The sequence below is a fragment of the Hyphomicrobium sp. genome (genome assembly GCF_051860585.1).
Classification (GTDB): Bacteria; Pseudomonadota; Alphaproteobacteria; order Rhizobiales; family Hyphomicrobiaceae; genus Hyphomicrobium_C.
Genome location: NZ_JBHYDS010000002.1, coordinates 533,617 through 547,495, shown reverse-complemented (window position 1 = coordinate 547,495; position 13,879 = coordinate 533,617). Strand labels below are relative to the sequence as shown.

Below are 13,879 nucleotides of genomic sequence, written 5' to 3'. Positions count from 1 at the left end.
ACCATCTTCGGGGCATAGCCGAACACTTGGGATGGATTGGCAATGAAATCATTGATCGCGGCCGCCGTAGCCGGCGCCATGGCCATCATTGGCGCGCACGGCGCCTTGGCCTTCACGTATGAAAATCAGGGCACGTCCCAGCCGTCCGCGAACGCTTCGGATCCGAAGGCCGGGTTCGGTGAGATGGATCCGTCGTCCGTGCTGCCGCCGATCGGCAACTCGATCCAGGGCAACAAGTTCGATTTCGGCCCGGGCGCGTTCAACAACGGGCTGGCTTCGCCGCCGAGCCGCGCCGAATCCGTAGGGCCGAGCTGGCTCTATCCGCGCTGATCGCTTCAGGCGGTCCAAGATCGAAACGCGCTTCCTGGCGGGGGCGCGTTTTTTTGTGCCTGAGTCCGGGCGCGGCAGGCCGGATCTGCGGTATGACTTGAGCGGAACACCAGTATAGTCGGCGCGTTACAACGGCCCGAGAGACTTCCGGAGACACGATATGAGCGTTACACGAACCGCGCTTGTCACGGGCGCGAACCGGGGAATCGGGTTCGAAATCGTCCGCCAGCTGGCGCGGCTCGGCATCGTCGCGGTGATCGGGGCGCGCGATCTCAAGGACGGGATGGCGGCCGCGGCCAAGCTTCAGCCTGAAGGTCTCGACGTTCCCGTGGTCGCTCTCGACGTCGACCAGGAGGGCAGCGCGGCGGATGCCGTTGCGGAAGTCAAGCGCCTCTATGGCCGCCTCGACGTGCTCGTGAACAATGCGGCGATCCTGATCGACGCGCCGGGCGGGTTCAAAGCCAGCCTGTTCGATCTCAAGCCGGAGACGTTGCGGCGGACGATGGAGACCAATCTGCTCGGGCCGGTGCGTCTGATCCAGGCCGCGGTGCCGCTGATGCGCGAGCAAGGCTATGGGCGGATCGTCAACATGTCGTCCGGGGCGGGGCAACTCTCCGACATGAGCAGCGGCTATCCGGCCTACCGGATGTCGAAGACGGCGCTCAACGCGCTGACGCGGATTACGGCCGCCGAGCTCGGCAACGGCCCCATCAAGGTCAACGCGATGTGCCCCGGCTGGGTGCGGACCGACATGGGCGGCGCCGATGCGGACCGGTCGCCGGAAGAGGGCGCGGATACGGCGGTATGGCTGGCGACGCTGCCGGACGACGGGCCGACGGGCGGCTTTTTCCGCGACCGGAAGCCGATTGCCTGGTAGCCGAGGCTAAGGCCTGACCGGTTGCGAAAATCGCGCGCTCAGAGGCCGCGGACGAGATTGCCGACCATCAGCGTGAAATAGGCGGTGATGGCCAGCCAGAATTCCTGGTGCGGAAGGTAGCGCGGCACGGGAATGAAGCCGAGCTTGGTGATCAGGGCCAAGGTCGCGAGGACGAACGAGATCAGGAAGATCACGATTGTCGGGGGATTGAGCCTCATACCGCGAACTCCCTTTTTGGCCTGTGCGTGCCGCACTGCTGACCGGTGCGTGCCGCTGGCCTATGCGTGCCCGATGCGCGGGGCACGCTGCGCCCCGTCGTCGCCGCGCCATAATAGGCAGCGCGAACCCGGGCGCAACGGGCGTTCAGTGTTCGGCACCAGCTAGGCATGGGGCTGCGTTCAGGACGCAACAACGAGGGCCCACGCGACGTGCCAACGGCCCGAAAAGGCTCGGGCCGTGGACTTCCTTGCCGATCAGGTATCGATCAGAGGGCGCGCGCGGTCTTCAGGCCGCCCAGGGAGGAGCCGGCCGGGACCAGAAACGTGGTCAATGCGTGATCGGGGGTGCTCAGATCCCGGCAGGTCACCGCGACGTGGCCAGCCAGTTTCTGGGAGTCCGCCGTCGGCTCGACGTTGGCGATGGCTACGACTTCGAGCATCCGTTCGGCTTTGCCGCCGGAGATTGTGATGCGATCGCCGACAGAGAGGCCGGAAACGAGGGGGGCCCAGGCCGCAGGCTCAAGCGCTGCGCCGTTCGTATCTGCGCGCCGCTTCGCCAGCCAATAGGCTTCGCTACCGGACACCGGGCTGCTGGTCGCGTCGTTTTCGGCCGCGACCTGAGTTTGCCGGGGCGTCTGCTCCAGGGCGGCCGCAAAGCGCCCAGCAATCACGTCTTCCGTATTGGAGGCGGCAATTCCGATGCCGAACGCGGTGAGCACCGACAGAACCGCAACGGTACGGGCGGCGGGGGGCAAGGTGACGGCGGAGCGGCGGAGGGTCATGGTCGAGCCCTTGGGTGATCTCTAGTCGGCAGTGTCTCTCAAGATAACCTGTAACGCTTATAGCGTGGACCGGGTTCGAGGGCGAGCCCAAGAGGGTGAAGTTATGGTCTGGCTTAACTTTTTACGCGCCAGGACCTCGTCCGGATTGGTCAGGACGGCGAGAAACCGCTTTAGCGCGGGCGCCGTGAACCCTGCACAGATGGCGGAAAAAGGCGGTGTTGAAGACGGCCATGGCAGCCACCGCGCCGGCCAGCAGGACGGCCGAGGCGTTGCGGTCCATCTGGGCGGCTGCAGAGCCGTCGGATGCGAGCGCGATGCCCACATGCCAGCCCGTCAGGCCGACCATCAGAGCGAACACGGCGATGCCTGCGACCAGGTCCGGCAAATGCTTACGGAAAACGGGGGAAAGTCTGAGATGCTTCATGCGGTCCGATCTCCTTTCCGGCGAGATTCGCCAACGTGATCCGAGGTCGATATCACCCGTGCGCTGTGGCCTGGGTTTGCTCCAATTGTGGCAACGGCGCGCTATTCCTTAGTTCAGAAAATATTACCGAAAGGTGTGATGCCGCTTCGCAACGGCGGCTGCGGCTGCGATATCTACAGGCGGCCGCAAAACGTGCAGAGCCGCGACTTTGGGCATATTGACATCCTTAGCGTCGGCGCTAGCGTCCGCGCCGCGCGCATATTCAACGAAATTCGAAAGATCGTCAGATGGGCTTTTTTGCCGACAGCCTGAACCGTATCCAACCGTCCGCGACCATCGCCGTTTCGATGAAGGCGCGACAGCTCAAGGCTCAGGGCCGGGATATCATTTCGCTTTCGGCAGGCGAGCCGGATTTCGATACGCCGGAGAACATCAAACTCGCGGCCATCAAGGCGCTGAAGGAAGGCCGGACGAAGTATACCGATGTCGACGGCGTGCCCGAGCTCAAGGCCGCGATCGTGGCCAAGTTCAAGCGCGACAACGCCCTCGACTATACCGCCGCCCAGGTGTCGGTCGGCACGGGCGGCAAGCAGGTGCTCTATAACGCGCTGCTGGCGACGCTCAATCCGGGCGACGAGGTGGTGATTCCGGCGCCGTGCTGGGTGTCGTATGCCGACATCGTGATGCTCGGCGGTGGCAAGCCGGTGTTCGTGCCGACGCGGATCGAGGATGGTTTCCGGCTCAAGCCCGAGGCGCTCGACGCGGCGATCACGCCACAAACGAAGTGGCTGATCCTCAATTCGCCGTCGAACCCCACCGGCGCGGCCTATTCGCATGACGATCTCAAATTGCTGACGGACGTGCTGCTGCGTCCGAAGAACCAGCACGTCTGGGTTCTGACGGACGATATGTACGAGCATTTGCTCTACGACGGCCTCACGTTCGCGACGCCGGCGCAGGTCGAGCCCGGGCTCTACGATCGCACGCTGACGATGAACGGCCTGTCGAAGGCCTATTGCATGACGGGCTGGCGGCTCGGCTATGCGGCGGGTCCGGTGAAGCTGATCGATGCGATGCGCAAGCTGCAGTCGCAGTCGACCTCGAACCCGACCTCGATCACGCAGTGGGCGGGTGTCGAAGCGCTCAACGGACCGCAGGATTTCATTGCCCGGAACAACGCCGTGTTCGTGCAGCGGCGCGATCTCGTGGTCGGCATGCTGAACCAGGCCAAGGGGGTGATGTGCCCGAAGCCCGAAGGCGCGTTCTACGTCTATCCGAGTTGCGCCGGCGCGATCGGCAAGACGACGCCGAAGGGCTTCGCGATCAAGACCGACGAGGACTTCGTGACGGCGCTGCTCGAGGAAGAGGGCGTGGCCGTGGTGCATGGCGCGGCGTTCGAAGGCTCGCCCGCATTCCGCATCTCCTATGCGACGTCGACCGAAGCGCTGACGGAAGCCTGCACGCGCATCCAGCGCTTCTGCGGGAACCTGAAGTAGGCGCGCGGGAGGCTTCGTCTTTCCTTTTGCCAAGCCGCTTTGGTTATCGTTTTGCGGGGGCGCTCAGTGCCCCCGTTTTTTTGTGCCCAGTTTCGGCCTGCGCGCTCGCAGCACGTTCCTTCAAGCGCTCCCCCTCCATGCACGGCTAATCAAGCAGTGCTGACGAAATTTGCCCGCGCCGGACGCGTGGCGGTTGAGGGGGAGATTTTCAATGACGTCGAAAACGGCGCTCGGCCGTGACATGCCGCGGTGGCTTTACGGGCTGTTTGCCCTCGATGCCGTGCTCGCACTCGCGCCGCCACTGCATTGGGCCAACACCGGGGATGCCAGCGTGTTTGGCCTACCTGAGGCCCTCATTTATTTCGGCGGCGTGGCGGCGTTCATCTGCGCGAGCCTCGTTGCGGCCTATCTCGTCGAAGACGCCACCGGGAGTTTCGATCCATGATCGTCACCTTCGGCGCGCTCGCCCTGTTCTTCCTGGCGATCGTCGCGATCCTGACCGTGAGCTGGATCAGAGACCGCACGTTTTCCGACTATGCCGTGGGTGGGCGCTCGTTCGACGCCCGCTTCCAGGCGATGTCGTTCCTCAATACGTATTTTCCGGGGGCCGTGATCACGGCCTTCGGCGGCATGGCGGCGAGCGTCGGGGTGCTGTCGTTCTACTTCGTCACGTACACGATGCTGACCGTCGTGCTGATGTATCTGATGGCGAAGCCCGTGTGGATCTGGGGCAAGGCGTTCGATCTTCGCACCCAATCCGATCTGCTGGCCTTGCGGTTCGGCTCGCGCCACATCCGGCCGATCAGCGCCGTGCTCGGCATCGTCTCGGGCCTGCCCTGGCTGATCATGGGCATGCTGTCGCTCGGTTTCCTGTTCCAGCATCTCTCTTTGCATGCGCTGTCGTTCTCGAATGCGGTGATCGTAGGCGTGGCCGTCATCGGCGTCCGGCAGTTCTGGACGGTGCGCATGGGGATGCGCGGCGTCGTCATTTCGGACATGGCGCAGGGGCTGACCGCGTACGTCGGCGGCACGATCATTCTGGTCGGCATGATCGTGTGGATGGTGACGGCGCGGGGGATCACGTTCGATACAATCGAGCCGCGGATGCTGACGATCCCGGGCCTGGGCTCGACGGAAGGGCCGCTGTTCGTGTTCAGCCTGATCCTGACGGGCACCATCGGCGGCTGGTGCTGGCCGGCCATCTTCGTCCGGCTTTACACGGCGGATGGCGTGCGGAGCCTCAAGAAATCCGCGGCCCTCGCCGTGCCGCTCGCGCTCGTGTTCGCGAGTGCGCTGCTTGCCTTCGGCATGCTGGGGTCGCAGATTCCGGGCGTCACCGAACGGCCCGACGAGGTCATCTTCATCGTCAGCAAGGAGGCGGGAGGGCTCTGGCTGCTCGCGCTCGCAGGCGTGGTCGTGATGGCTGCTTCGATGGGCAATATCGACGGGCATATCCAGGCCACGGGTACGCAGCTCGCCAACGATCTCGTGGGCAGCTACCGGACACTCGATCACACGCAGCTCATCGTCGTCGCCAAGGGCGGCATGGTGATCCTGACGCTGTTTTCGGCGTGGCTCGCCTGCCTTGAACTGCCGGCGCTCTTCTCGATCGCGATCCTGGCCTATCAGGGCGTCATCCAGCTCGCCGTGCCGCAGTTCCTCGGACTGTTCTGGAAGCGGGGGAATGCAACGGGGGCGATCGCGGGAATGCTTGCCGGTTTCGCCGTGGTGCTCGTGCTCGAGTACGTCTGGCCGATGAATCTGCCCTGGGCTTACGGGCTGACGTCAGGTCTTCTGGCGCTGGCGGTCAATCTCGCGATTTACGTCGCGGCGGCTTTTCTCATCCTGCAAAGCGACGCCGAACGCGAGCGGGTGGAGGCCCTGTTCGCCGCCATCGAACAGGAAACGCCCGTGCCGGGCATCTTGCCGGCGGATGGCAAGCCGGTGGGTGCCGAGGCATGACACGTGCGGCGCGCGGCTCCCGTCTCGACCGGCGGACCTTCGTCGCGCTCCTGGCGGTGAGCGTGCCGGGTGCGGCGGCGTTCGGAGGCGGCGGGCCGAAGCTTGGCGTCCGCGATGTCGTCAAGATGCTGATGGATGCGGAGGCGGGGCAGCGTCCGGGCTTTGCGGGCCAGGATCTGAGCGGGCTCAATCTGGCGGAGCTGGATTTCAAGGCGGCCGATCTCTCCCGGTGCAATCTGTTCGGAGCCGACTTTACCGATTCAAACCTGGAGGGCGCCGATCTGACGGGGGCGGTGCTGGACCGTTGTACGCTCGTGCGGACGCGGCTCTCACACGCAACCCTGCAGGATGCGTCGATGCGGCGGCCGAGCGTGTTTTCCGACATGCGTTTCGACGCGCGGGACCTGCCGGTGTTCCGCAATGCGAACATGGCGCGTGTGCGGCTCACGGCGCGGTTGGATGGCGCGAACTTCCGGAGTGCGAACCTGTCGGGCGCGAATTTTACCCTATGGGAAGAGCGGGACCTGGGCGGCGCGCCCACCACCGGGCTGATCCGGTGTGATTTCACGGACGCGATCATGGCCGGCGCGAATGTGCGCGGGTTGTCGCTCGCGTCGTCCGTGTTCCGGAACGCCGATCTCAGTCATGCAGACCTGCGGGACACGGATTTTTCCGGTGCGGATCTGACGGGCGCGACGCTGAGCGGGGCGATGCTCGAGGGTGCGCGGTTCGACGGCGCGATCGGCGTGGCGGTGACGCCGTGAAGGTGGTCAGCGCTATTTCAGCGTGAGGTTGCCGCCGAGCGCTAAGATCCCGCCGAGCACGATGACGGCGGCCGCGGCCAAGCAGGCGAGCGCCCGAAGGCCCGGCGCGCTCGGGATTTCGACGCTTGCGGCGTCGGCATAGTCGGCGGCCGGTTTCGTTCCCCGGATCATGGCCTGGATGAGAGGTTCCTTCTTCACGAGCGTGTAAAGGGTGTTGGCCGCAACATGAAGCGCGGCCAGCGGCAGCAGCACGACATGGAAGATCCGGTCGTGAAGTCCTGCCGCGCGGGCGTTGGCGGCTTCGCCGACGAGCCGATACAGCGGGCCGCCGGCGAGGTCGTTGTCGTCGGTCGCGAACAAGCCGAGCGTTGCGATTGCGAGCAGGCTGGCAAGCAGCGCGACCACCATGAGCGCGCCGAGCGGGTTATGGCCGAGATAGGCGGGAGAGCGGCCGGTGATTAGCCCGCGCGCGTACGCCACAATCCGGCGCGGACCGCCGACGAAGGTCGCGAAGCGTGCGGTCGATGAGCCAAAGACGCCCCATAACATGCGCCAGACGAGAAGCGTCAGAAGGGCGAGCCCGTTGGCGCGATGGAGCACCAGCGTTTCGTCGCCCAGGGACTCCGCGAACTCGGATGTCGCCCAGGCCGACACAACGAGGCCGAGCAGCGTCCAATGAAAGAGGCGCGTCGGGAGGTCCCAGGCCGGAACGCGGGCCGCTCGGCCGGAGATCGTCGAGCGAGGGAGGACGGGGTCGGGCATCAGGATTTCGGCTTGCGGTACTTCTTATGGCAGCCGCTGCAGTTGCCCATCACCTGCTTCCAGGTATCGGGGAAGGTCGCCTCGTCGGTGATGGTGGCCTCGGCCGCCTTTGCCGCGTCGGCGAGCTTCTTGAAGCGGTCTTCGAAGTCGGCCTTCTCGTCCCAGATGACGGGAAGCGCCTCGGTGTCGCCGCCGGTCTTGGAATTGTCCGGGAAGAGAGGCGGAAGGCGGGGAGCCGTCTCCTGGATCGCCTTCAGGGCGGCCTGTACCTTGGCGAGATCGAACTCGGCTTCGCCCTTGAACATGGCGCCGACCGGCTTTGTGGTCTTGCTCATGTCCTTGAGCAGCTTCTGGCGCTCGTCGATGACGCCAACGTTCTGGGCGATAACGGCGGTTGCGCCTATGGCGGCGGCGGCGACTGCCAAGACAATCCGGCGCATGAACTTTTCTCCCTCAAGGTCCCGTCGTGAACGCGGCTGGCGCGAACTTTCCGTTGCTCGGTTTCCGTTGCTCGTCCCGACACGAACACGCCGCTCACGCTGGCATTTGACGCTGGCGCAAGTCAATTGCGGCGTGTCTCGAAGGGTGTGCCTGGGGGCGTCATCGCAGCCCGTAAAAAGTTGCGGACATTAAAAAGGCGGGCTCGTTTGAGCCCGCCTGGGAATTCCATGCTTGCCCGATGCCGGGTTTAGCGGCTCGGAAGCAGCCCGCGGGGTGTGTGGGCGCGGATATCGGACAGCGACAGCATATGTGCCACCCACTGCTCGAAGCGGGCAAAGGGGAGCGACATGCGGCGCGCGGCGCTCGCGGCAGCGGCGTGGCCGTTGCGAAGCGCGACTTCCGGCTGGCAGCGGTTCAACTCGGCCAGATCCTCTTCGGACGCCGCCATGGCGTAACCGGCGGCATCGGCCGCTTTCGCGAGTGACTTGTTCAGCAATTCTCTGTGCATCTGAGGCGTCCTCCTGCAGCGTAAGCGAATTTCCGAGCCATTGGTTCCGGGCCAACCACTCGAATTTACAACCGCCTAGCTTGCCTCCCTGATCCGTTTTTTGTTCAGACTCACGTCTGCGTCCATCACCTGAAGCACTTACACCCCAAAGCTGACACTTTCATGATGAGGCGGAGACGCTTACTCTTCAAGTAATTTTTCGAAACATTTTTCACGAAATGCGCCTTCCGCAGGTGCGAATACTTGCTGCATCGCAATAGAAAGCGTGCCGCGACTCACCTGGAAAGTGTGAGCTGCAATGATTAGTGCGAGATTAAGCGGAAGCCCCCTTGCGTCTTGGACGGCGCGGCGCGACGATCATTAACGTCGCGCTCCTTCGTGAGGCGCGGGAATGCGCGACGCGTGCATTTCCTTGCGCCTCGTAGCGCTCAACCCGGACCCTCGATCCGGGAAGCGGGAAGGAGGACACCATGGGGCAATCCAATCGCCCAAGGGGCACCACAGTTGCGGGTGCCGGCACTGGAACTTCGGGCCGCAGCACCCGCTGCATCGCACTGATCGGACCCTTTCTTTCCGGAAAGACGACCCTTCTCGAAGCCATTCTGGCGCGCACCGGCGGCATCGTCCGGGCGGGCTCCACCGCTGAAAAGACCACCGTTGGCGATGCTTCCCCCGAGGCGCGCGCCCACGGCATGAGCGTCCAGCTCAATGTCGCCGATGTCGAATTCATGGGCGACACGTTCACCTTCATCGATTGTCCCGGGTCGATCGAATTCCAGCATGAGGGCGCGGAAGCGCTCACGGCGTGCGACGCGGCGATCGTCGTCTCCGAACCCGACCCGAAACGCGTGCCGTCGCTTCAAGTGATCCTGAAGCAGCTTGAGGATCGCGGCATTCCCCATCTTCTGTTCCTGAACAAGATCGACTCCTGCCAGACCCCCATTCGCGAAATCATTCCGGCGCTGCAGCCGGCGTCCACGAAGCCGCTCGTGCTGCGTCAGATCCCGATCTGGGAGAACGGCGCGGCGACGGGGTTCATCGACCTCGCGCTCGAACGCGCGTTTCTGTTCCGGAAGAACGAGCCGTCGGAAATGGTGGAAATGAAGGCCGGCGATTTCGAGCGCGAGAAGGAAGCGCGCTTCCATATGCTGGAGCAACTCGCGGACTACGACGACGATCTGATGGAAAAGCTGCTGTCGGATCTGCCTCCGGAAAAGGATCTCGTGTTCAGCGACCTCTCGCGCGAATTCAGCGACGGGCTCATTTGTCCGGTGCTGCTCGGGAGTGCGCAGAACGGCAACGGCATCCTGCGGCTCCTGAAGGCATTGCGTCATGAAGCACCCTTCGTGGATGCGACGGCGCGCCGTCTCAAGGTCGAGAATGCAAAGAGCGCGGCGTACGTGTTCAAGACGCTCTACACGGGGCACGGCGGGAAGCTTTCGCTCGCGCGCGTGCTGACGGGTTCCATCGGTGATGGCACGACCGTCACGGGTGGCGAGGCCAACGAGGAGCGCGCGGCCGGCGTGTTCTCCATGAAGGGCGAAGAGCCTGTGAAGCGGGGCGCGGCCGAAGCCGGCGATACGGTTGCGCTGGGCCGGCTCGACCATGTGCGGACCGGCACGACCATCACGGCCGAGAAGTCGGGCATCGTGCAAATCAAGGGTCCGGCCGCGCCGGAGCCCGTGCTCGCGTCCGGCATCGGCCTCAACGACCGCAAGGACGAAGTGAAGCTCTCGTCGGCGCTCGCCAAGCTGGTCGAAGAAGATCCCTCGCTGTTCGTTGAGCACAATGCGGAAACGCATCAGGTGCTGCTCAAGGGGCAGGGAGAAATGCATCTCCGCGTGTCGTTCGAGCGCCTGCAGCGCAAGTACGGCGTGGTGGTGGAGCGGCACAAGCGGCAGGTGCCCTACAAGGAGACGATCCGCAAAGCGACCGAGATCCGTGGACGCCACAAGAAGCAATCCGGCGGGCATGGGCAGTTCGGCGACGTGGTGCTGTCCATCGAGCCGCAGCCGCGCGGGGCGGGGTTCGCCTTCGGAGATTCCATCACGGGCGGCGTGGTGCCGAAGCAGTTCATTCCTTCGGTGGAAATCGGCGTCAGCGATTACATGAAACACGGGCCGCTCGGTTTCCCGGTCGTGGATATCGCCGTGACCCTGCGGGACGGTTCCTATCACACGGTCGACAGCTCCGACATGGCATTCCGTCAAGCGGGGCGGCTGGCGATGAGCGAGGGGATGCCGAAATGCCAGCCGGTGCTGCTCGAGCCCGTGATGGTGGTCGACATCTCCGTTCCGTCCGACGCGACGGCGCGCGTCAATGGCATGATCCCGCAACGGCGCGGGCAGATCCTGGGCTTCGACAGTCGCCCCGGATGGCCAGGCTGGGACGTGGTGACGGCACATATCCCGTCCGCCGAGATCGACGACCTGATCGTGGAGCTGCGCTCGGCGACATCGGGTGTCGGCACCTACACGGCCAAGTTCGATCACCTCGCCGAGTTGACCGGCCGGCTTGCCGATCAAGTGCTGTCGGCCCATGGGGAGGCGGCCGAGTAGCGCCGCTCGACATCGGCCTGCGCAATATGGAAACGCGGCATCGACGATGCCGCGTTTCATTTCGTTCAGGGGATATGCAGAGCGGGTTAGCGCCGCCCGTCGCCGCGATAGTCGCCTCTGTTGTCGCCGCGATTGTCACCTCGGCCATCGCCGCGACCGGGACCACCACGATCGTTGCCGCGGACGTCGTTGCGATCCGGGCCGCGTCCACGGTCAGGGCGCTTCCAGTCGCGCATCGGCGGCCCCTTCATGCCTGCGGGCTGGCGGTAGTCTTTCCGCCACCAGCCGGCTTCACGCTTGCCGGATGGCGGGCGATGCCAACCGGGGCGCGGACGCGGCTTGAAGCCGATCCAACGCGTGCGTTCCTTGTACCAGGGACGTCCGACGTAGTAGCGGTCCCAATAGTCGGCAGCGGCGAAGCGGACCACCGGAATGGAGAACGCCGCCAAGCCGACATCTGGCAGGGCGACGTAGCGGCCACGCTGCTCGAACGCGAGATACTCGCTGTAGACCCATCCGCGCTGGCCGGCCCAGATGACGTCGCACCACGATTCGTCATCGAGACATCCGCGAACGTCCACCGGGTCGCCTTCCGGAATCACGTTTACGGCCGGGTAGTCGGTATCCGGTCCGGTCCTGAAGTTAACGTTGGCGGTTGAATAGCCGGGCGCAGCGTTGGCTGCTGCGACACCCATCGCCGTGACGACGGCAAATGCGCCTATCCATGTCAGTCTGCTCATTCGCACCTCTTGGTCCTTATTACGCTCGTCGGTTGTTGGGCCGCAGTCGTGCATCCTGCAGGCACGGGGACATCGCAGGGCGCAAGACACGACCGATCGCTAACGCTGTACGGAGTGTGAATCCGGCGCGAGGGCAGTTCGTTCCAATAAAAATTATTCCCGGCGCTTGCCGCCGCGCGCTCTTTTGGTGCTTTGAGCACAACCGCCGCGATCGCTTGCCCGTTGCGGCTTATCGAGAGGCGTATCGTCTGCCCGCATCGGAACCGGGTGGGCCAGCGTGATGGACTCCGGTGTGACCGTGCAGGCCAGAGCGAGCGCTTCGACACCGGAGGCGCGCGCGGTTGCGTACGCCGCCGCGTAACGCGGATCGACGTCGGCCGCGAACGCAAACGCCTCCGCGTCGGCGCGCTGGATCAGATAGATCATCATGGCGCGATGTCCGGCCGCCACCATCGCGCTCAGTTCGACGAGATGTTTGACGCCACGTTCGGTCACGGAATCCGGAAACTCGGCGAGACCGGCCGAGCGCGAGAGATGCACATTCTTGATTTCGACATAGGCGAGGCCACGGGCGGGGTCCTCGAGCAGAATGTCGATGCGGCTTGACACACCGTATTTCACTTCGCGCCGCAAGCTCGCGTAGCCCGCCAGCTCCGGAATGCGCCCAGCGGCGATCGCATCGGCAACGATACGGTTGGGATGGCCGGTGTTGATGCCGACGATGACCGGGCCTTGTCCGAGATCCTGCTCCACCAGTTCCCACGTGTGAGCGTATTTGCGCGTGGGGCTCGCGCTGACCGATAGCCAGACGGGCGAGCCCGGCGCGGTCAGGCCCATCATGGACCCGGTGTTGGAGCAGACGGCCGTGACGGCTTCGCCCGTGTCGAGAATGACGTCGGCGAGGAACCGCTTGTAGCGCTTGACCAGGCGGCCGCGAATGAGAGGAGAGGGGAACTTCATGGCTGGTGAGGAATAGGAGGGGCGGGCCCGGTTCGCAACCAGCAATCCCGGCGCGCATTCAGACTTCCATTCGGGCCATGGTAGGATGGCGCGACCGAGCAAGGACAGCGGCCCATGACGAACCCAGAGACGCCTCAGGTTTTCGGCGAGATGGCATCCGACGAGACAGCATCCGGCGAGACTGTGACCGCGGGACTGCTCGTGATCGGCGATGAGATTCTTTCGGGGCGTACGAAGGATCGCAACATCGGCACCATCGCCGAGCACCTGACCGCCATCGGCATTGCACTCTCCGAAGTTCGCGTCGTCGGCGACAAGGCCGCGGACATCGGCGTGGCCGTCAACGCGCTGAGGTCACGCTATACGTATGTGTTCACGACCGGCGGCATCGGGCCCACGCACGACGACATCACGGCCGACAGCATCGGCGCGGCCTTCGGCGTGGTGGTCGACATCGATGCCCGCGCCGTGGCGATGATGGCGCCCGTTTACGCCGCGCGCGGCATTCCCCTCACGCCGGCTCGCCTCAGGATGGCGCGCATTCCGGCCGGTGCGGAGCTGATCGCCAACGCGCTCTCGGCCGCGCCCGGTTTCAGAATTGCCAATGTTTTCGTTTTGGCGGGCGTGCCCGACATCATGAAGTCGATGCTCGATGCTGCGACAGAACAACTCAGGCGGGGCCCGAAAGTGCACAGCGTTTCGATTGTGCTGTCCAAACCCGAGGGTGAGATCGCTGAGCTGTTCGCGACGCATCAGTCCGTCTACCCCGACATCGCCATGGGCAGCTATCCCTCCTTTGAGGACGGGCGTTACCGGACCGAACTGGTCCTGCGCGGCGTCGATCCAGTCCGTCTCGAGGACGCCCGATCGGGCCTGGCGCGCGCACTCGCGGAGCGCGAGCTACTTTAGAACCCCTCTCATCCGATCGTTCAGCGCCTCCCTCCGTGCGGCAACGTTGCCCGTCGCCCGCTCACGTTGCTGCTGCTCTTTTGCGCCACGAAGAGTTAACGGGCGGGGGGATGCCGTCCGGCAGACGACCCATCGTACAAACAGAAAA

General features: G+C 64.5%; 16 protein-coding genes. 8 read left to right on the top strand and 8 right to left on the bottom strand.

The genetic code is table 11. From position 1 onward, the window contains the following. Positions 1-42: 42 nt before the first annotated feature. Positions 43-330, top strand: coding sequence for a hypothetical protein (locus ACTIFK_RS05430; RefSeq protein ID WP_439542025.1), 288 nt, complete (start codon positions 43-45; stop codon positions 328-330). Between the two features lie 160 nt (positions 331-490). Then, complete coding sequence (locus ACTIFK_RS05425; protein ID WP_439542024.1) at positions 491-1,207, top strand: SDR family oxidoreductase; 717 nt, start codon at positions 491-493, stop codon at positions 1,205-1,207. Positions 1,208-1,245: 38 nt separating this feature from the next. Here ACTIFK_RS05425 and ACTIFK_RS05420 read toward each other — a convergent pair whose 3' ends face one another. From ACTIFK_RS05420 to ACTIFK_RS05410, 3 genes are all read right to left on the bottom strand, one after another. Then, on the bottom strand, positions 1,246-1,425 hold the full coding sequence (locus ACTIFK_RS05420) for a hypothetical protein (RefSeq protein ID WP_291150791.1): 180 nt from the start codon (positions 1,423-1,425) through the stop codon (positions 1,246-1,248). A 266-nt stretch (positions 1,426-1,691) separates the two neighbouring features. After that, positions 1,692-2,207 (bottom strand): hypothetical protein, encoded by a 516-nt coding sequence (locus ACTIFK_RS05415; RefSeq protein WP_439542023.1) that lies wholly within the window; start codon positions 2,205-2,207, stop codon positions 1,692-1,694. 121 nt (positions 2,208-2,328) lie between these two features. Next, on the bottom strand, positions 2,329-2,631 hold the full coding sequence (locus tag ACTIFK_RS05410) for a hypothetical protein (protein WP_439542022.1): 303 nt from the start codon (positions 2,629-2,631) through the stop codon (positions 2,329-2,331). Between the two features lie 287 nt (positions 2,632-2,918). On the opposite strand from ACTIFK_RS05410, the gene ACTIFK_RS05405 reads away from it, so the two are divergent. The 4 genes from ACTIFK_RS05405 to ACTIFK_RS05390 all read left to right on the top strand — a co-directional run bounded on the left by ACTIFK_RS05405 (position 2,919) and on the right by ACTIFK_RS05390 (position 6,853). Beyond that, the gene (locus ACTIFK_RS05405; RefSeq protein WP_439542021.1) at positions 2,919-4,127 is read left to right on the top strand and encodes a pyridoxal phosphate-dependent aminotransferase; all 1,209 of its coding nucleotides are present in this window, start codon (positions 2,919-2,921) and stop codon (positions 4,125-4,127) included. A gap of 211 nt (positions 4,128-4,338) precedes the next feature. Next, entirely contained in the window at positions 4,339-4,572 is a 234-nt protein-coding gene (locus ACTIFK_RS05400) for a hypothetical protein (protein WP_439542020.1), read from the top strand. Then, positions 4,569-6,089 (top strand): sodium:solute symporter family protein, encoded by a 1,521-nt coding sequence (locus ACTIFK_RS05395; protein WP_439542019.1) that lies wholly within the window; start codon positions 4,569-4,571, stop codon positions 6,087-6,089. Before ACTIFK_RS05400 ends, ACTIFK_RS05395 begins: the two co-directional genes overlap by 4 nt. Further along, a complete protein-coding gene (locus ACTIFK_RS05390) occupies positions 6,086-6,853 on the top strand; it encodes a pentapeptide repeat-containing protein (RefSeq protein WP_439542018.1) in 768 nt (255 codons plus the stop codon). The genes ACTIFK_RS05395 and ACTIFK_RS05390 overlap by 4 nt, the downstream gene beginning before the upstream one ends. 12 nt (positions 6,854-6,865) lie before the next feature. Here ACTIFK_RS05390 and ACTIFK_RS05385 read toward each other — a convergent pair whose 3' ends face one another. The 3 genes from ACTIFK_RS05385 to ACTIFK_RS05375 all read right to left on the bottom strand — a co-directional run bounded on the left by ACTIFK_RS05385 (position 6,866) and on the right by ACTIFK_RS05375 (position 8,564). Beyond that, positions 6,866-7,615: a cytochrome b/b6 domain-containing protein gene (locus ACTIFK_RS05385; protein WP_439542017.1), complete on the bottom strand. Its 750-nt coding sequence runs from the start codon at positions 7,613-7,615 to the stop codon at positions 6,866-6,868. Further along, entirely contained in the window at positions 7,615-8,055 is a 441-nt protein-coding gene (locus ACTIFK_RS05380) for a c-type cytochrome (protein WP_439542016.1), read from the bottom strand. Before ACTIFK_RS05380 ends, ACTIFK_RS05385 begins: the two co-directional genes overlap by 1 nt. A 248-nt stretch (positions 8,056-8,303) precedes the next feature. Then, positions 8,304-8,564 carry a hypothetical protein gene (locus tag ACTIFK_RS05375; RefSeq protein ID WP_439542015.1) on the bottom strand — a complete coding sequence of 87 codons (261 nt, stop codon included), beginning with the start codon at positions 8,562-8,564 and terminating at the stop codon, positions 8,304-8,306. Between the two features lie 470 nt (positions 8,565-9,034). Between ACTIFK_RS05375 and ACTIFK_RS05370 the strand changes: the two genes are divergently transcribed. Continuing rightward, positions 9,035-11,122 (top strand): elongation factor G, encoded by a 2,088-nt coding sequence (locus ACTIFK_RS05370; RefSeq protein ID WP_439542014.1) that lies wholly within the window; start codon positions 9,035-9,037, stop codon positions 11,120-11,122. 86 nt (positions 11,123-11,208) lie between these two features. On the opposite strand, the gene ACTIFK_RS05365 is transcribed toward ACTIFK_RS05370, so the two are convergent. Both ACTIFK_RS05365 and sfsA read right to left on the bottom strand, forming a co-directional pair. Then, positions 11,209-11,862, bottom strand: coding sequence for an SH3 domain-containing protein (locus ACTIFK_RS05365; protein WP_439542013.1), 654 nt, complete (start codon positions 11,860-11,862; stop codon positions 11,209-11,211). Between the two features lie 153 nt (positions 11,863-12,015). After that, positions 12,016-12,822, bottom strand: a complete 807-nt coding sequence (gene sfsA, locus ACTIFK_RS05360; RefSeq protein WP_439542012.1) for a DNA/RNA nuclease SfsA — start codon at positions 12,820-12,822, stop codon at positions 12,016-12,018. A 150-nt stretch (positions 12,823-12,972) separates the two neighbouring features. Between sfsA and ACTIFK_RS05355 the strand changes: the two genes are divergently transcribed. Then, complete coding sequence (locus tag ACTIFK_RS05355) at positions 12,973-13,731, top strand: competence/damage-inducible protein A (RefSeq protein WP_439542077.1); 759 nt, start codon at positions 12,973-12,975, stop codon at positions 13,729-13,731. Positions 13,732-13,879: the final 148 nt, after the last annotated feature.